Annotated in this window: 15 protein-coding genes; 4 read left to right on the top strand and 11 right to left on the bottom strand. The window is 67.2% G+C overall.

From position 1 onward, the window contains the following. Nucleotides 1-123 precede the first annotated feature (123 nt). Genes ACV22Z_RS32535 through ACV22Z_RS32525 form a run of 3 tightly spaced genes read right to left on the bottom strand, consistent with a single transcriptional unit; the run spans nt 124 to nt 4,318 of the window. The gene (locus ACV22Z_RS32535; RefSeq protein ID WP_448080350.1) at nt 124-1,320 is read right to left on the bottom strand and encodes a phosphotransferase enzyme family protein; all 1,197 of its coding nucleotides are present in this window, start codon (nt 1,318-1,320) and stop codon (nt 124-126) included. Nucleotides 1,321-1,346: 26 nt separating this feature from the next. Next, the gene (pnuC, locus tag ACV22Z_RS32530) at nt 1,347-2,018 is read right to left on the bottom strand and encodes a nicotinamide riboside transporter PnuC (RefSeq protein WP_448080349.1); all 672 of its coding nucleotides are present in this window, start codon (nt 2,016-2,018) and stop codon (nt 1,347-1,349) included. A gap of 50 nt (nt 2,019-2,068) precedes the next feature. Beyond that, nucleotides 2,069-4,318 (bottom strand): TonB-dependent siderophore receptor, encoded by a 2,250-nt coding sequence (locus ACV22Z_RS32525; RefSeq protein ID WP_448080348.1) that lies wholly within the window; start codon nt 4,316-4,318, stop codon nt 2,069-2,071. Between the two features lie 678 nt (nt 4,319-4,996). Here ACV22Z_RS32525 and ACV22Z_RS32520 point away from each other — a divergent pair. Then, nucleotides 4,997-5,233: a hypothetical protein gene (locus ACV22Z_RS32520; RefSeq protein ID WP_448080347.1), complete on the top strand. Its 237-nt coding sequence runs from the start codon at nt 4,997-4,999 to the stop codon at nt 5,231-5,233. 171 nt (nt 5,234-5,404) lie between these two features. Here the strand turns inward: ACV22Z_RS32520 and ACV22Z_RS32515 are convergent, their stop codons facing one another. The 7 genes from ACV22Z_RS32515 to peaA form a co-directional block, all read right to left on the bottom strand. Continuing rightward, nucleotides 5,405-5,836, bottom strand: a complete 432-nt coding sequence (locus ACV22Z_RS32515) for a hypothetical protein (RefSeq protein ID WP_448080346.1) — start codon at nt 5,834-5,836, stop codon at nt 5,405-5,407. A 57-nt stretch (nt 5,837-5,893) separates the two neighbouring features. Continuing rightward, complete coding sequence (locus ACV22Z_RS32510) at nt 5,894-6,283, bottom strand: hypothetical protein (protein ID WP_448080345.1); 390 nt, start codon at nt 6,281-6,283, stop codon at nt 5,894-5,896. Nucleotides 6,284-6,978: 695 nt separating this feature from the next. Next, nucleotides 6,979-8,697, bottom strand: a complete 1,719-nt coding sequence (locus ACV22Z_RS32505) for an AMP-binding protein (protein ID WP_448080344.1) — start codon at nt 8,695-8,697, stop codon at nt 6,979-6,981. 166 nt (nt 8,698-8,863) lie between these two features. Then, nucleotides 8,864-9,985, bottom strand: coding sequence for a quinohemoprotein amine dehydrogenase subunit beta (gene peaD, locus ACV22Z_RS32500; protein WP_448080343.1), 1,122 nt, complete (start codon nt 9,983-9,985; stop codon nt 8,864-8,866). Between the two features lie 28 nt (nt 9,986-10,013). Beyond that, the gene (gene qhpC, locus ACV22Z_RS32495; protein ID WP_448080342.1) at nt 10,014-10,337 is read right to left on the bottom strand and encodes a quinohemoprotein amine dehydrogenase subunit gamma; all 324 of its coding nucleotides are present in this window, start codon (nt 10,335-10,337) and stop codon (nt 10,014-10,016) included. Between the two features lies 1 nt (nt 10,338). Beyond that, complete coding sequence (gene peaB / locus ACV22Z_RS32490; RefSeq protein WP_448080341.1) at nt 10,339-11,769, bottom strand: quinohemoprotein amine dehydrogenase maturation protein; 1,431 nt, start codon at nt 11,767-11,769, stop codon at nt 10,339-10,341. A gap of 73 nt (nt 11,770-11,842) precedes the next feature. Continuing rightward, complete coding sequence (gene peaA / locus ACV22Z_RS32485) at nt 11,843-13,453, bottom strand: quinohemoprotein amine dehydrogenase subunit alpha (protein WP_448080340.1); 1,611 nt, start codon at nt 13,451-13,453, stop codon at nt 11,843-11,845. On the opposite strand from peaA, the gene ACV22Z_RS32480 reads away from it, so the two are divergent. Then, complete coding sequence (locus ACV22Z_RS32480; protein ID WP_448080339.1) at nt 13,446-13,700, top strand: hypothetical protein; 255 nt, start codon at nt 13,446-13,448, stop codon at nt 13,698-13,700. The two genes, peaA and ACV22Z_RS32480, sit on opposite strands and share 8 nt — an antisense overlap. Nucleotides 13,701-14,087: 387 nt before the next feature. Then, nucleotides 14,088-15,581, top strand: a complete 1,494-nt coding sequence (locus ACV22Z_RS32475) for an aldehyde dehydrogenase family protein (protein WP_448080338.1) — start codon at nt 14,088-14,090, stop codon at nt 15,579-15,581. On the opposite strand, the gene ACV22Z_RS32470 is transcribed toward ACV22Z_RS32475, so the two are convergent. Continuing rightward, complete coding sequence (locus ACV22Z_RS32470) at nt 15,545-15,778, bottom strand: hypothetical protein (RefSeq protein WP_448080337.1); 234 nt, start codon at nt 15,776-15,778, stop codon at nt 15,545-15,547. The two genes, ACV22Z_RS32475 and ACV22Z_RS32470, sit on opposite strands and share 37 nt — an antisense overlap. A gap of 224 nt (nt 15,779-16,002) precedes the next feature. Between ACV22Z_RS32470 and ACV22Z_RS32465 the strand changes: the two genes are divergently transcribed. Continuing rightward, nucleotides 16,003-17,949 carry a sigma-54-dependent Fis family transcriptional regulator gene (locus ACV22Z_RS32465; protein WP_448080336.1) on the top strand — a complete coding sequence of 649 codons (1,947 nt, stop codon included), beginning with the start codon at nt 16,003-16,005 and terminating at the stop codon, nt 17,947-17,949. Nucleotides 17,950-17,959 lie beyond the last annotated feature (10 nt).

Raw genomic sequence — 17,959 nt, 5'->3', positions numbered from 1 at the left:
TTTCGGCGCAACGGCCGGCCCGGCGATCGACGAAGGGAGCGGGATGATCGCCGGGGTACGAACCGTTCGCGGGGCGGCCCGAATGAATGCCGAGGACAGACTGAGCCGTTCGCGGCCCGCGCTTTACCCGTGCGTGCGCCGCCGTTCGAGCCAACCGAGCAGATTCTGCCCATCGCGCTCGCCGAACCACCGCGCATGCCCGACCAGATAACCGTCATACGCGACGTCGACATTCTCGCGCGAACCGACGATCCCGTCGAAGTAGGCGACCTCGGACAACGCGAACTCCGTATGCACGATCGGCAGCAGCGCAATCATGGCTGCATACGCGTCGTCGCTCAACGGTTCGAGTGACGCGTAGCCGTCGAGCAGCGCGGCGATCTGCTCGTATTCGACGCGGCGCGCATCGGCCGGCGCCATCCAGTCGATCGCATTGCGTTCGATCGCGAGCGCGAGGTCCATCACCGCGCACGTGCGGTCCGACAGACCGAAGTCGAGCACGGTCTGCACCTGGGCGCCGGGCCCGGCATCGGTCCACAACAGATTCGACGCATGCCAGTCGCCATGGGTCCACAGCGGCGGCAACGCGGGCAGCAGCGGCGCGAGGCGCGCGTGGTACGGGCCGATCGCGTCCAGCACGTCATCGCGCCAGTTACTCGTCGCGAGCGCGCGCACGAGCAGCGGTTGCGCATCGACCCAGTGTTCGAGCGCGCCGGCCAGATCGCCGGACGACAGCACCCTGAAACTCGACAACAGCAGCCGCACGGGCCGCGCCGGCGCATCGAAACCCGCCGACGCGCGATGCAGGCCGGCCAGCGCGCGGCCGGCCGCATACGCATGCGACGCATGCATGAACGGCTTCCACGACATCACGCCGCGATACGCGTCGACGCCCGGCGCGACCGCATGCACTTCGTAGGTCCAGTCGCCGCGCATGACGGCGGTCGCGCCGTCGCGATCGGCGAGCACGTCGGGCACCGGGCAGCCGCGCTCGCGCAGATGCGTGATGAAACGATGCTCTTCCGCGAGGCCCGCGACATCGCGGATGCTGACGTGATGGCGCTTGACGAACAGCGCGCGGTCATCCGCCGTGCGCACCAGCACGGCCGCCGAGAACGGCCGCGGGCTGTGCCACGCCAGTTGCGCGGGCGGCCCCGCGCCGTCGATGCCCGCGAGCACGGCCGCGACTTCGTCGCGCGTCATCAGCGGCCAGTCGCGTTCGGCCTGCTCGCCATCGACGCCGAACTGCGGCGGCGCGACGTCGCGCAGGTCGGCGTCGTCATCCGGCAGTGGCGCGGCCGGCTCGAGGGGAAACGACATGAACGCTCCTTCTCCGGAAACGAATATCAGAGCCCGCCGTCGCGCGTCACGAGCGCGTGGGCACGTGCGGCGTCGCCCGCCGCGCGCAGCGCATCGGCCGTCCTGCGCCAGTCGCGCCAGCCAACGACGGCGAGCCCGATGAACAGCGCATAGAGGCCGGCCGTCAGGTACAGCTCCTTGATCACGAACATGCCGACATACACGACGTTGACGACGATCCACAGCCCCCACGACGCGATGTACCGGCGCGCGGTCCAGTATTGCGCGACGAGGCTGAACGCGGTCAGCGACGCGTCGACGAATGGCAGCGCGGCATCGGTCCAGCGCGCCATCATGCCGCCGAGCAGCGCGCTGCCGACGACGGCCGCGATCAGGTCGGGCAGCACGGCCGCCGGCTTGAGCCCCGTGACGGGCGCCACGGCGCCGTGAGATGGGTCGACGCCTTGCACATCGTGCCCATCGTGCCCATCGTGCAAATCGTCCGCGCGCTGCGCGAGCCAGCGCCGCCAGCCATACACCTGCAGCACCGCGAACGCGCCCTGCAACAGCATGTCCGAATAGAGCTTCGCGTCAAAGAAAATCCACCCGTACAGCGCGACCGACGCGAGCCCGACGGGCCAGCACAGCATGCGCCGTTTCGCGGTCAGCCAGATCGCGAGTGCGCTGACGATCACGCCGGCGATTTCAAGTGCGGACATCTTGCTCTCCAGTGTAGCCAACGCAGCGGCGCGTCACCGCGCGCAGCCGGTCAGAAGTCATACGTCAACGACACGCGCGCGGTGCGCGGCGCGCCCGGGAACAGGTATGCGTCGCCCTGCTGCTCGCCCGCGTCGCGCCAGTAGAACTTGTCGAACAGGTTGTCGACCGACACGCGCAGCACCGTGCGGTGCCCGCCGATCTTCGTCGTATAGCGCGCGCCGAGATTGAACACGAACCACGACGGCACGCGCGCGGTGCCCTCCTCGTTCGCATTCCGGCTCGCGCTGTAGTCGACGCCGCCGAGCAGGTCGAGGCCAGCCACGCCCGGCACCGCATAGTCCGCATACAGCGACGCGCGCAGCACGGGCACGTTGATGATCTGGTGCCCCTCGTACGCGGGCGACCCCGAATCGTACGCGCGCGCCCGGATCGCCGCGACCGTCGCGGTCAGCGACAGGCGCTGCGTGACCCGCCCCGCCGCGCCGAGTTCGATCCCCTGGTGCCGCTGCGTGCCGCGCTGCACGAACGTATAGCTCGAGCCCGATGCATCGGGCTCGGCAAACTGGAACGGCTTGCTGATCGAGAACACCGCGGCCGTGAGGCTCAGCCGGTCGAGCCAGTCATATTTCGCGCCGACTTCGACCTGATGCGATTCGACGGGCGGCAGGAACGCATACGCGTTCGTCGCGCGCACCGGCGCCTGGTCGCCGAGCGACAGCGCCTTGCTGTACGACGCATACAGCGACAGCGCCGTCACCGGCTTGTAGACCAGCGCGACCTGCGGCAGGAACACCGAGCGGTCGGTGCGGGCCTGCGGGCCGTCAAGGCTGTCCCAGCTCCGCTGGCGCAGCAGCACCTCCTTGCCGCCCGCGAGCACCTGCCAGTGATCGCCGATGCTGATCCGGTCGACGCCGAACACCGAATACTGCCACGCGTCGAGCCGCGGATACGACGGCCCCGGCTGGTTCGGCGACGGCGCGAACGTCAGGTCCGGCCCGTAGATGTTCTCGCTGCCGACATAGTCGTACACGGCATCGGCCATGTGCACGACGCGCCGCTGCACGCTCGTGCCGAACGTCAGCTCGTGCCGGATCGGCCCTGTTGAGACCTTGGCCGTAGCGACCGCGCGTATGTCGTCGTTGCGGCGATACTCGCCGGGGCTCCGGAAGTCGTACACGTCGAAATCGCCGTTCGCGCCGAAGAAGAACGGCGAAGTCGTACCACCCGCACCGGCCGCGCAGCTCGGCGCATACGAGCATCCATACGCGAACGCGCTGTTGTCGTCGATCATCGTGCGGCTGCGGCCCGCTGCCACATACGCGCGCCAGTCGTCGTTGAACTGGTAATCGAAGCGCGCGTTGAGGTTGAGTGCATCGGTCGTCACGGGCTTCGCCCACGGCTGCGTGCCGAGCGCCTTCGACGTCGTCTTTACCGACGGCACGACCGTTCCGCCGAGCAGCTGGTACCCCGGCGCGGAACGCTGGATCCACTGCTGGAATTCCGCATTCAGTTGCAGGCTCGCGCGCGGGCTGATGTCCCAGTCGGCGGCGATCGAGCCGAACGTGCGGCGGCCGTTCGTCCCGTCGATGTAGGAATGCATGTTTTCCTTCGCGGCATTGATCCGGATGCCGAACTGGTTGTCGACGCCGAACCGCCGGCCCAGATCGACGGCCGCCGACGTCGAGCCGCGGCTGTCGACGCCCGTCGTCACGCTCGCGACGTTAGCGGAGCGCTTGGTCACGAAGTTGATCACGCCGCCCGGCGCGACAACGCCGCTGTCGATGCCCGCGAGCCCTTTCAGGATTTCGACGCGCTCCTTGTTCTCCAGCGGCACGTTCTGCTCGCCGGACACGGTCAGCCCGTCGATCCGGATCGCGCTCGCGAGATCGACCGGAAAGCCGCGGATCGAGAAGCCTTCGAAATAGCCGACCGGCGCATACGCGTTGCTGACCGACGCGTCGTTCTTCACGACGTCGCTCAGCCGCTTCGCCTGCTGGTCGTCGAGCTGCGCGCGGGTCACGACGCTGACCGACGCGGGCGTGTCCCGCAGCGGCGCGTCGTCGAAACCGGCCACCGACGCGTTGCGCACACGCAGCGCACTGCCGCGTGCGCCGCTCACGGTAATGGCCGGCAGCGTGCCGTCGCCGGACGCCGACGCGGCATCCGATGCCGCACCCGGCGCGTCGCCCGGTGCCGCGCTCGCATGCGCGGCGAAAAGCGTGATGCCGAGGCCGAGGCCAACGCCGGCATACGCGCGCCGCCGCCGTACGGGCGACGCTGTTCTTCTGTTCACTGTCATCTTGTTGGATTTGAAACTCGCCGCTCGTCTTGTCGAAACCGCTGGCCGATGCACGATGCAATCGGCGAACACGACACTCGCTTCGGCAGATGGATCGCCCCCGCTCGTCCAGCAGACGCCACGATCAGGCGCGCGGGCGCATTGCGCTTGCGCGGCGGTCACCGGTCACTTGCCGACCGATCGATCGTGATGACGCGGAATGGAAGATCAGGTGCGCGTGGCGTCGCCGCAAAGACGCGCCGGCCCGCCCGGCGGGCGGCGGAGGCGGCGCCGCGGCCCGGGTTCGACGCCCGGGCGCGCAACGCATTGCGGCGCGCATTTTACCGCGCGGCGGCAATCGCGCAGCGGAATCGGGGGAGGAACGGGAAAGGCAGGGAGACAGGGAGACAGGGAGACAGGGAGACAGAGAGGCAGAGAGGCAGAGAGGCGGAGAGGCGGAGAGGCGGAGAGGCGGAGAGGCGGAGTCGACCAACAGCTGGGTGCGATGTGTTTCAAAGTGCCCAACATTTCATTCCTGACCGCTCGTCGCCTCGGGCGCGTATCACCCAGTCCTTTCGGTTTCAAACGCTTGTGTTTCAAGCAGGTCCGTCCATCGCATGGCTCATGGCACATCCTTTGCGTCGTCCAGTCCGAGCAAAGAAATTGCTCACTACCGTAACCATTAGAAGGAGTTGTCCCATGAAATCGACCCTTGTGATCCGTGACCTGGACGTCACGAAAGAGCTGAGCGCTCAGAGCCTCGCGGCTGTGCGCGGAGGCATCAATAGCCAACAAATTGGCCCACAACTACCAATTGATGACCTGGTTGATCACAAATCTGACCATCAATTCCGGCTTCCCAACTGGTTCCTGGGAGGGCCTCTTCCTCATTATTTTCCGCCCGAACCCACTTATTTTCCGCCCGAACCCATCTGAGAATGTGTAAGCCTTCAGGCCACCCAGCCTTATTCCGGCGGGCCTCGCGTTGTCAGAAGCCAGTTGGCGGTTGGGACCTTGTTCATGGCCGCTTCTATCATCTCCTCCTTCGTGCCCGACTTGAAGCTCGTGCCGGTGGAGCTTGGGGCGCTGGCGCGCCCCGCACCTCGCCTACTGCTCCGAGAACGTCTCGTGGGCGCTGGCGTTGAACTTTATCAAGGCGTCTTCGTAATATTGCCGCCCAAGGTCGACAAATTCCTCTGCGCATTTGAGCAGGTGGACGACTCGCTTGCGCGCCTCTTCATGCTCGGCCTCATTCAACTTGCCGGATTCGAGTCCCGCAAGTAGCTTAGGAATCTCCGCAAGCGCAACAGGTGCGAGCCGATACTGATCCATCGCATGTGATGCGTCGTGAAGCGCATCGAAGATTACTGAGCGAAGGCGCGCGACGTCACCGAACTCTTCCGTGATCCGCTCTGCGCGCCGCTCGACCCGCTTGGAGAGGGCGGGCACGACGGCCTCGAGCTCTGAGACGCGCCCGCTCAGGTCGGCCACCCTTTCACGAATCTCTGCGTGGTTCAGCTGGCTATCGGCGTCGCTCATGTGCGCATCCTGTCGTAATGGGGCGGGCTATTCCACTGTCCCGCGCGTCGCTCGGCCTCAGTCGAGATTCTTCGGGAGCGTGTCAGGATCGGGATCTTTGGCGGCCTTGTAGCACTTTCGGGCCTCCTCCAAGATCCCCGCTGCGTAATCGAGAATCGAATCAGCCTCCTGCCGCATCGCGCCCGCCTTAGCGAAGATGGCGTTCGCATCTGCGAATTGGGTATCGAAACGTTTCAAGAGCGCCTGCGCCTCATCGAGTTGTCCCGCTGAATCGCCAAGCGGCGGCCGCCACTCAGTGTGCATAACGGGGTGAAGATGTTGCAGGGCACCTTCAATTCTGTCCTTGAGGACAGCCACCTCGTCTGCAAGCTCGGCGCGACTTTTGGTCAGATCTACGAACCTCTGGCGCAGGGACAGTTCAACCGCAACATCGCTAGTGTCTGTCACTTTAGACTCCGTTGGCTTGTGTTAACCATTCTACGGCCGGATTGCCGATACGGCTTGAACGTCAGATGCACCCAGCCTCTTCCGTCACTCAAAAGCCCCGTCCGCTTTCATCTGGCGCACCCCACTGTCGATATGATCCCGGCAGTAGGCGTAACCGGACTTCCAGGCCGCCATGTAGTCGTAGGCAGCCTGGTTCGTGTAAATCTCCGTCGCGATCGCCTGCTTGATGGCTCGATGTAATCGTTCTTGCCGGACATGGGACGCTTGCTTTGCGGAAGTTTGGCACGATGTTCTCCGCGAAGTGCCGGCGGCGCAAAACCTCCAGGATTGCGTTGCAGGCGACCAAGACGGCGGACACCGACTCATGCTGTTGCCCGGTGACTTGGCGTTGGCTACTTTGCCGATAGGCCGGGCTGACGACTTTTTGTGCTCTCGCGCGGCAGCTGGGCCGGGATCGGGATGAGAAGGAGGCGAATGGGGCAGAGAGGCAGGAAGATTGAAGATGCGCTCGTGCGGCGCTGCGCGCTGCGACAGCCGGCTCGATGGTTCAAAGCGCGGGTGCACGCTCCACGCCGAACGTGATCCGGGCGGTGGCATCCCGCCGCCGCCTTTCAAGGCACACGTACAAGGGTCGTTACAAAGGCCGTTCAAGCCGTAGCAGCGGCCTCATCCGCGCGGCCACCGCCAGCGTCTGCCTACGCGGTATCGGCGACCTTCAGCCCGAGCGCGTCGATCATCTTCTCGCGCATCACGAACTTCTGCACCTTGCCGGTGACCGTCATCGGCAGCTCGTCGACGAAGCGGATATAGCGCGGAATCTTGTAGTGCGCGATCTGCCCGTGGCAGAACGCGCGCACGTCGTCCTCGGTCATCTGTTCGCCCGCGCGCAACACGATCCACGCGCACACTTCCTCGCCGTATTTCGGGTCCGGCACGCCGAACACCTGCACGGACTGCACCTTCGGATGGCGGAACAGAAACTCCTCGATCTCGCGCGGATAGATGTTCTCGCCGCCACGGATCACCATGTCCTTCAGCCGGCCGACGATGTTGCAGTAGCCGTCCGCATCGAGCGTCGCGAGGTCGCCCGTGTGCATCCAGCCGTCGACGATCGTTTCGCGGGTCTTCGCGTCGTCGTCCCAATAGCCGAGCATCACCGAATAGCCTTTCGTGCACAGCTCGCCCGTCTCGCCCACCCGCACGATCTGACCGTCCGGATCGACGATCTTCACTTCGAGATGCGGCTGGACGCGGCCGACCGTCGTCGTGCGCTTCTCGAGCGGATCGTCGGTCGAGCTCTGGAACGACACGGGGCTCGTCTCCGTCATCCCGTATGCGATCGTGATCTCCGACAGATGCATCTGCGACACGACGCGCTTCATCGTCTCGATCGGACACGGCGAGCCGGCCATGATGCCCGTGCGCAGCGTCGACAGGTCGTACTTCGCGAAGTCCGGATGATCGAGCTCCGCGATGAACATCGTCGGCACGCCATGCAGCGCGGTGCAGCGTTCTTCGGCGACCGCCGCGAGCGTCGCCACCGGATCGAACGCCTCGCCGGGAAACACCATCGCGGCGCCCTTCGATACGCACGCGAGCACCGCAAGCACCATCCCGAAGCAGTGATACAGCGGCACCGGAATGCAAAGTGAATCCCGCTCGCTGAAGCGCATCGCCATCGCGATGAAGCGCGCGTTGTTGACGACGTTGCGATGCGTGAGCGTCGCGCCCTTCGGGTTGCCGGTCGTGCCGCTCGTGAACTGGATGTTGATCGGCTCGTCCGCGTGCAGCGTCTGCGCGATCGTATCGAGCCGCGCGGCGTCGAGCACGCGGCGGCCGTTCGCGACGACGTCCGGATAGCGCAGCATGCCCGGCGTGTCGCCGTCGCCCATGCGGATCACGATCCGCAGATGCGGCAGCCGCGCGGCGCGCAGTTCGCCGGGCGCGCAGTGCGCGAGTTCCGGCGCGAGCGCCTGCAACATCTCCAGATACTTCGACGACTTGAACTGCTCGGCCGCGATCAGCGCGCTGCAGCCGACCTTGTTCAGCGCATAGTCGAGTTCCGCGAGCCGGTACGCGGGATTGATGTTGACGAGGATCGCGCCGAGACGCGCGGTCGCGAACTGCGCCAGCAGCCATTCGCTGCGGTTCGGCGACCAGATGCCGACGCGGTCGCCCTTGGCGATACCGAGCGCCGCGAGGCCGGCGGCCAACACGTCGACTTCGTGCGCGAACGTGCGCCAGTCCCAGCGGATGCCCTGCTCGCGGAACACGACAGCCGGCCGGTCGGCAAAGCGCTGCGCGGTTTCGCGCAGCAACGCGGCGAGTGTCGCGTCGGACAGCGGCACGTCGGTGCGGCCCCGCACGATCGACAGGCCGTCGCGCGGCGCGCCGTTCGCGATGGCGGTGGTCATGAACTGTCTCCTGATCGGCAACGTCGGCCTGCGCGGCCGACGCGATTGAAAAATGACGAAATACGGCGCGGCGGGCAGCCCGCGCAAGGCCGTCCACGCGCCGCGCAGCGCGCCAGCATGCGTGAATGCGCGGGGGCGGCGCTGCAGCCGCCCCCGCCCGCCTCCGTCAGCGCGTGAAGATCTGCGCGGTCGTGATCGCCATGTCTCCGCCCGGCACGCGAATGTCCTTCAGCTTCTTCAGCGTGTCGGCGTCATACACGGCGACGGTGTTGAACGTGCCCGCGAGATAGATCTTGCTGCCCGCGTTGTTCAGCGACAGGCAGTAATACGAATGATCGAGCGGCGCCGCTTCGAGCAGCTTCTCGTTCTTCACGTCGTATTTCGTCAGGCGGTTCAGCACGCCGTACATCACGTTCGGATCCTTCGGCGACAGCCCGCCCGTGAAATACACCTCGGTCACCGGCGCGAAATCCTTCAGCGTCGCATTGCCCGTCTTCAGGTCGATGTCGATGTAGCCGTACATCGTCTGCGCGGACGCCGGATCCTTCTTGTCGTCCTTGAAGCGGTCGGCCGTATAGAGCAGGTTGAGCGTGTGCTGCGGACGCTGCTGCGGCCACACGTACAGCACGTCGGGCTGGCCGTACTGCTGCCGCGTCCAGTGACGCAGCGGCACCGCCACGTCGTACTTGCCGGTCTGCACGTTCATTCGGTAGATGTCCGCGCCGACGATGAACAGCGACCCGTCGTCGGCCGCCTGCAGCATCGTCGTCTGCCGCGGCGCCGCGAACGTGCGCACCGGCTTCGCGTCGAGCCCGCCGTCGGTCCGGTACACCTGCATCCGCGGTGCCAGCACTTCGTAGCTGTCGCGCTTCATCTTCGTCGGGTTGACGACGCTGTAGATCTCCTTGCCGTCCGGGCTCAGCGCGATCGAGAACATCGCGCGCGCGCGTTCGTCCCCGGCTTCCGCGAGTTCCGCATGGAACACGGTCTTGCACGAATCGAGGTCGACGCCGTACAGGTCGCCGTAGTGATTGTTCAGCACGTACGCGCGCGTCTTGTCCGGGCTGATCTGGATCGTGCCGGGGCCGAACGCATCGGGCAGCGTGCACGTCTTCACGACACTGTCGGTGTGCGTGTCGATCACGCTCAGGTTATTCGGATAGTTCGTGACGGCGAGGTATTCGCGCCCGGCCGCAAGCGGGCCGTCGGCCGCCGCGACGGACAGCGTTGCGGCGGATGCGAGCGCCGCGGCGAGCAGCGCGTGGCTCAAAGGCTTCGAGAATCGCATGGGGAATCCTTGGTCGGTGCCGCGTGGATCACTTGTCTTTCGGGAAAACGCTGCCGAGCTGGCGCCAGTCGGCGCCGGAATCGGCCGCCTGCTTGTTCCATTCCTGGTACGTGCTCATCATGTCCGGCACCTGCGCGGGCCACCAGCACGGGTCGGAGCAGCCGTACAGGTCGGCCTCCATCGGCTGGCAGAGCGACGCGACCCCGCCGAACACGTCGGTTTCCCAGCCCGGGTCGGTCGTCGACGTGCAGCCCGCGACGGACGTCATCGCGACCACGTCCTCGAGACGGTCTTCCTGCGCGGCCTGCTCGAGTTGTCTGGCCTTGTTGTTGAGCGGTTTCAGATGTTTCATGTCAGTGGGCCTTCCGCGGAGTAATGTGGTTGCCGATGAACGCCGGATTGCCGGCGATGATGCGGCTGTAGACTTCGATGCCGAAATCGATCCAGTCGCGCATCAGCTCGCAGTAGTGATAGGTCGGATGCGCGGGGTCGCCGTAGCGCGCGTAGCTCTCGTGATAGCAGCCGCCCGAGCACAGGTTGCGGATCCGGCAGCTGTCGCAGCCGGTGCCGCTGCGGTCGAGACGCTGCGACAGGAAGTCGTTGAGCTGCGCCTGCGCAACGCCGCGGTGCACATTGCCGAAGGTCGGCAGCGTCGAGCCCGTGAAGCGGTGGCACAGGTTCAGGTCGCCCTTGTGGTCGACCGCGAGCATCTTGAGCCCCGCGCCGCACGGCAGCGACTTCTTGTGCCCTTCGTGCAGGTCGGTGATCAGCTGGTGCAGGTTCGAGAAGCCGATGTTCCGGTTCTCGAGCGCGGCGGCCAGATAGCGCCGGCCGAGCGCCTTCATGTTCGCGAACACCTGCGCGAGCTCGTCGGGCTGCAGGTTGAACGTGTCGAGCTGGCCGGACGTGACGGGCGCGAAGCCCACTTCGGCAAAGCCGAGCTCGTTGAACAGGTGATGCCAGATCCCTTCGATGTCGGTCACGCCGCTCGTGAGCGTCACCCGCGCGCCGACCGGGCGGCTGCGGTAGCGCTTCAGCAGCATGTCGACCTTGCGGCGCACGACGTCGTAGGTGCCCGCGCCGCCGACCGTGCGGCGGTTCAGGTCGTGGATCGAGCGCGGCCCGTCGATGCTGACCGACAGCCCGAAGCGGTGCGCGTCGAGCCAGTCGACGATCTCCTCGGTGAGCAGCGTCGCGTTGGTCGTCATCACGAACTCGACCTGCTTGCCAAGCGCGCCGAAGCGCAGCTCGCAATACTCGACCATGCACTCGATCAGCTTGCGGTTGCTGAGCGGCTCGCCGCCGAAGAACACGACCGTGTAGCGCGGCTCGTCGGGCGACTCCTTCAGCAGCATCTCGACCGACGCCTTCGCGGTCTCGATGTCCATCCGCCGCCCGGCGGACGGCGTATCGAGGTCTTCCTTGTAGCAGTACGTGCAGCTCAGGTTGCAGCCGGTGTTCACGTTCAGCACGACGGTGTTGATCGCGGTGCGCTCGACGCGCTTTACCGCGATTTCCGGCGTCAGCGGCGAGCCGTCGCTGACGACTTCGAGGGCCATCAGCTCGCCGAGCGTCTCGGCGAGTTCGCCTTGCGGCGAACTGCCCGCGAGCCGCGCGAACAGCTCGTCGGCCGTGCAGCTGCTCGCGCGCAATGCGTCGATGATGTCGGCCGTCAGCCGGTCCGCCGCGAACAGCGAACTGCTCGGCACATGGAACATCAGGCGCTCGTCGTCGACCCGCACTTCGTGCACATTGCGTTCGACCACGTTCAGCAGGGCGCTCATCGGATTCTCCTTGCATTCATCGGGTTCGGGCCGGGCCGCGCTGCGGCCCGGCAACGGGAGCGTGGCGTGCGGATCACGGCAGCGGCGGGTTGTTCCAGCGCTGCACGCCGACGATCATGTGCCCGGTGCCCGTCACCGTGCGGCCGCCGTCCGTCACCGTCGCGACGACGTTCAGGTTGCCGGTGTTGTTGGTGCCCATCCGGCGCGCCGGGTTCGGCCCCGCGTCGCCCGGCGTGAAGATGCCCGTCGACGCCTGCATCACGCCCGCGAACTGCGTGTCGCGATCGCTTTTCGCCTGGTCGTCGAACGGCGTGACCGACCATTGCGCGGGCACGACGCCGATCCGGAACGGCTTGCCGGCCGCGTCGACGCCCCACGCTTCCGCATCGAAGCGCCCTTCGACCTTCGGCGTCGATCCGCCGTTGCCGCCGATGCGTGCGACCGCGTAGTCGGGCTGCACCTTCACTTCCTTGATCTCGCGATAGACCGCAAAGCCGGCCGCATGCGTCGCGCCGACGCTCACGTTGCGCGTGCCTGCCGCGCTGCCGTCGGCCGCCTTCACGCGCACCCGCACGTATTGCGGCGTGCGCTCGAGCACCGACGTCACCGCGACGCCCGGCCCGAACGCAGGCGCGCCCTGCAGGTTCGCGCCGACGATCGTCACGTCGGTCTCGCCGCCGGCCTTCACGTATGCGGGCTGCACCGCGAGGATGCGCGGCTTGCCGAGCTTCGCCGCGGTGAAGTCGAGGCCGCGCTCGTCATGCGCGTCGTCGAACATCCGGCCGCGCAGCTCGCCGTTCGTCGCCATCAGCACCTGGCGCATCGTCACGCCGTCGACCTGCACGCTCGCGCGCCATTCGTAGCCCGTATAGAGCGTCGCGGTGCCGGTGCCCGCGAGCGGGCTGCCGTCCGCGAAGCGGCCCTTCAGCTCGACGTCGAAGCTGTCGTGCGTGCCGCCCTTGACCGTCATCACGCCGTACGCGTCGCCCTTGCCCGGCATGTGGCCGCTGAAGCTCCACGTGCCGGCGAGCGCGGTTGCGGGCGGGTGGCTCTTCTTCCAGTCGTTCCAGGCCTTGCTGTCGTACGGGTATTGCTTCGCGAGCAGCGGCGCCATTTCCGTCAGCGCGACCTTCAGCCAGTCGCGGTCGCGGCCCATCGCCGAATACTCGACCGACGGCCATTGCCCGAGGTGGAAGTTCACGAGCTTGTCCCATTCGGCCACCGGCCGGCGCTGCAGCAGCGGACGTGCGGCCGAGTGGCAACGCGCGCACATCTGCTTGAACTCCTCGGAACCGACGGTTTCCTGCGTGTTCAGGCGGCGCTCGGGCGCGTAGCGGAAATCCTTCGTCTCCGACGGCGCGAGGCCCTGCGTGTCCGACAGGTACTTGACGAGGATGCGCCGCTCGTCGTCGCCGATCGTGAGGCCGTGCATCGTCTGCATCCGCGCGATCGTCATCAGCCACCCTTCGGGCGTCTTGCGCTGGTGGCTGATGCGGCTCCATGAATCCTTCGATTCCGCCGCGTGGCACGCCGCGCACGTCTGGCTCAGGATCGTGTGGCCGTCGCGCGGCGCCTGGGCCTGGGTCTGGGCCTGGACGTGCGCGGCGAATGACGCGAGCGTCAGCGTCGCCGCGGCACTCGCCGCGCACATCAACCTGCTGCGTGGAATGAAAGTCTTGAACAAGGCTCTGCTCCTTTACGAGGGGTCTCGAATCGCCCGGCATACGGCTTTGCGGCGCGTGTCGCGCAGTCATCAAGCACAGGCCGTGCCAATCGGCGGAATCGCGATCGCCACAAGGAAAACACGCGTTTGCGCGGCCGAATGCCCGGGAAAATCCCGATTCAAAGTCGTGCCGCAAATCGCTTGGCAGGGCGTTTTTTTGGGGTGGATCGAAATCGGCTGCTTCAGTGTCGCGTCTCACGTTGCATGAGAATTCTCAAAATGAGACGCCGCGCGGGGGCGACGGCACCACGTGCCGTGCGTGCGCCGAGCGCCGCGCATCCGCCGCGATGCATGCTCGCCATGGCCACTACCGGGGCGCCTGCTGGGTCGCCCTTGCTGGGTCGCCCTTGCTGGGTCGCTCTTGCTGGGCCGCCCTGCTGGTTCGCCTGCTGGGCCGTCCTGCTGGTTCGCCTGCTGGTTCGCCTGCTGGTTCGCCTGCTGGTTCGCCTGCTGGGGCGCCTGCTGGGGCGCCTGCTGAGTCGCCTGCTGGGCCGATTACCGAGCCAACATCGCGCCGCACGCTGCCAGCGCGCGCCATTGGTACGGAAGCTGCTTCGCGCATCGTCACCTGAACCCCGATGAGCGAGGAGCTCCCATGCAGCCAACGTTGTCGTTACTTCCACAAACCCACGCGTTCATCGCGCGCACGCCGTCGATGCCGATCGGCGACGCCTGGCTCGGCGCCGCGAGCGGCGCGACCATGGCCGTGCACAACCCCGCGACCGGCGACGAGCTGTGTCGCGTGCCGTCGTCCGGCGCGGCCGACGTCGATCGCGCGGTGCGCGCCGCGCGCCAGGCCTTCGACGATTCCGCGTGGAGCCGCATGCGGCCGCGCGAACGGCAGAACCTGCTGTGGCGTCTCGCGGATCTCGTCGAGCGCGACGCGCAGTTGCTCGCCGAGCTCGAATGCGTGAACAACGGCAAGAGCGCGCAGGTCGCGCGCGTGATGGACGTGCAGCTGTCGATCGATTTCCTGCGCTACATGGCCGGCTGGGCGACGAAGATCGAGGGCTCGACCGTCGACGTGTCGATGCCGCTGATGCCCGACGCGCAGTTCCACGGCTTCGTCCGCCGTGAAGCCGTCGGCGTGGTCGGCGCGATCGTCGCGTGGAATTTCCCGCTGCTGCTCGCGTGCTGGAAGCTCGGCCCCGCGCTCGCGACCGGCTGCACGATGGTGCTGAAGCCCGCCGACGAAACGCCGCTGTCGGCGCTGCGCCTCGCGGAACTCGTGCAGGAAGCCGGCTACCCGGCCGGCGTGTTCAACGTCGTCACGGGCACCGGCGCCGAAGCAGGCGCGGCGCTCGCGAACCATCCGGACGTCGACAAGCTGACCTTCACCGGCTCGACCGAGGTCGGCAAGCTGATCGGCAAGGCCGCGATGGAATCGATGACGCGCGTGACGCTCGAGCTCGGCGGCAAGTCGCCGACGATCGTGCTCGACGACGCCGATCCGGCCGCCGCGGCGGCGGGCGCGGCGACCGCGATCTTCTTCAACCACGGCCAGGTGTGCTGCGCGGGCTCGCGACTGTACGTGCAGCGCAAGCACTTCGACCGCGTGGTCGGCGACATCGCCGGCATCGCGAGCCGGATGAAGCTCGGCAACGGGCTCGATCCGACCGTCGAAATGGGGCCGCTGATTTCGCTGAAGCAGCAGAAGCGCGTGTACGGCTACATCGAGCGCGGCCGCGAGCTCGGCGCACAGCTCGCGTGCGGCGGCGAACAGTTCGGCCCCGGCTACTTCGTGAAGCCGACCGTGCTCGTCGACGTCGACCAGAAAGGCCCGCTCGTGCAGGAGGAAATCTTCGGGCCGGTGCTCGTCGCGATTCCGTTCGACACCGTCGACGACGCGATCCGCCTTGCCAACGACACGCGCTATGGCCTCGGTGCGAGCATCTGGACGAACAACCTGTCCGCCGCGCACCGGATGATCCCGAAGATCCGCTCGGGCTCGGTCTGGGTGAACTGCCACAGCGCGCTCGATCCGGCGCTGCCGTTCGGCGGCTACCGGATGTCCGGCTTCGGCCGCGAGATGGGCGCAGCCGCGATCGAGCACTACACGGAGCTGAAGTCCGTGCTGATGAACGTCTGACCATCATGCACTCGCCGCGCGAAGCCGTCGCGCGGCGCGTTGCGGTCGTTGCGGTCGTTGCGGTCGTTGCGGTCGTTGCGCTCGTTGCGCTCGTTGCGCTCGTTGCGCTCGTTGCGCTCGTTGCGCTCGTTGCGCGATTGTCCTGTATTCGCAGCATCGCGCGCCTCGCGTGTCGCGAGCCGCCGTTCTCGTGGCAACGATGCGCGTTCCCCATGTAAGCAGACCCTAAATGCACGTCGCCCGTCTTCACGCCCCGAATGTCCGCTCCCGCCCGCATGGCGGCCGCGCCGCCGCGCCCCGCGCGGGTCTTAGGTTTTTGTCCGGATGGATTTGCGTCCGGCCTTATGCCAGACTCGCCGGGCGTTTTTGCGTGCGGCCGCCCGGCCTCCGGCGGCCCGACATTCTCCTGAGGAGGGATCACGTGCATGACTCTTTCCCTTCCGGCCAACGGCTTCCGGACCGGCTCCAGACCGCCTCTCTGATCCGCGAACGGCTGCGTTCGGACGGTGTGCTCCCGCACGGCTACCTGCGGATCGAGATCGACCAGTCATGGCGGCGCAGCCTCGACCACGGCGTGCGCTGGGACAACGACGCGCTCGTGAACCTGCGCGAATTCTGCAATCTCGACGACCTGCACGGCGCGAACCGGCTGCTGCTCGATGCGGCCGCCCCCGAGCTCGAGTTCCTCGCCGAGCGTTGCGGAAACCAGGGCGTGATCCTGCTGGCCGATGCGCGCGCAACGATCCTGTCGGTGGAAGGCAATGCGGGCCAGCTCGCCGAGCTCGGCATCGGCGACATCCATCCGGGCGCGAGCTGGTGCGAATCGCTGCGCGGCACCAATGCGCTCGGCACCGCGCTCATCGAAGGACGCCCGGTCGCGATCGACCGCGGCGAGCACTTTCTCGGCCGGCTCGGCCGCTTCTCGTGCCGCTCGCTGCCGCTGCACGATCCGCACGGACAGCCGATCGGCGTGCTCGACCTCACGCGCGAAGGCGACCTGCCGCTCACGCTCGACGCGCTGTCGATGCTGATGAGCGATGCCGCGTCCCACATCGAGACACGGTTGTTCAGCACATATTTCCCCGAGCACGTCGTGCTCGTGTTCCATCCGCGCCGCACGTATCTCGACTCGAGCTGGAGCGGCGTGCTCGCGGTCAGTGAAGACGGACGCATCGTCGCCGCGAACGTGCACGCGTGCGAACTGCTCGGGCTCGCGCGGGAGGCGCTCGTCGGCCGCCGCTGCGACGGCACGTCGCTCGCGCGCACGGCGTCGTTCATGACGTTCGCCGAACAGGGCGGCATGCTGCGCGTCGAAGGCGTCGACGCGTCGTTCCACTGCAAGGCGCTGCGCATGCCGCGCACGGCGGCGCCCAACACCCCCGTCGCGCGCGCGCGTGCGGCAGCACCCGCTGGTACGCCGCGCCGTGACCCTGGCGCCGACGGCCTTGCCGGCCTCTCAGCGCTCGCGGGCCGCCAGCAGCGCCTGCTGCGTGCGCTGACGATGGCGCGCCAGGGCCTCAACAACGGCCTGCCCGTTCTCGTGCAGGGCGAAACCGGCACCGGCAAGGAAGTCGTCGCCCGCACGCTGCACGACGCAAGCGCGCGCGCCGGCAAGCCGTTCGTCGCGGTGAACTGCGCGTCGATTCCGGAAGGCCTGATCGAATCCGAGCTGTTCGGCTATCGCGACGGCGCGTTCACGGGCGCCCGCAAGGGCGGGATGACGGGCCGGCTGATGCAGGCGCACGGCGGCACGCTGTTCCTCGACGAGATCGGCGACATGCCGCTGCAACTGCAGGCGCGGCTGCTGCGCGTGCTGCAGGAACGCAAGATCGCGCCCCTCGGCGCGGGCGACGAACAGCCGATCGACATCGCGGTGATCTGCGCGACGCACCGCGACCTGCAGACGATGGTGCGCGACAAGACGTTCCGCGAGGACCTGTACTACCGGATCCACGGCGTCAACGTGCTGCTGCCCGCGCTGCGCGAGCGCGACGACGTCGACCTGATCGTCGCCGCGCTGCTCGCCCGGCTCGGCGCGCCGCACGTGACGATCAGCGCGGAACTCGCCGACGTATTCCGCCAGCATCCGTGGCCCGGCAACATCCGCCAGCTCGAGATGGTGCTGCGCACCGCGCTCGCGGTGCGCGACGAGCACGACGACGTGCTCGGTCTCGATCATCTGTGCGACGGCTTCGTCGACGGCGTGTGTCCCGCGCCGGACGCATCGTCCGGACTGATCCGCCGGCACGAGGACGAGCTGATCCGCGAATCGCTCGCGCGCCACGACGGCAATGTCGCGGCGGCCGCGCAGACGCTCGGCATCAGCCGCGCGACGCTGTACCGGCGGCTCAAGCGCCTGTCGCCGTGACGGCACCCTG

It is taken from the genome of Burkholderia sp. PU8-34, assembly GCF_053427725.1.
The sequence above is the reverse complement of the archived record's forward strand: the minus strand, read 5'-3'. Positions and strand labels throughout refer to the sequence as shown.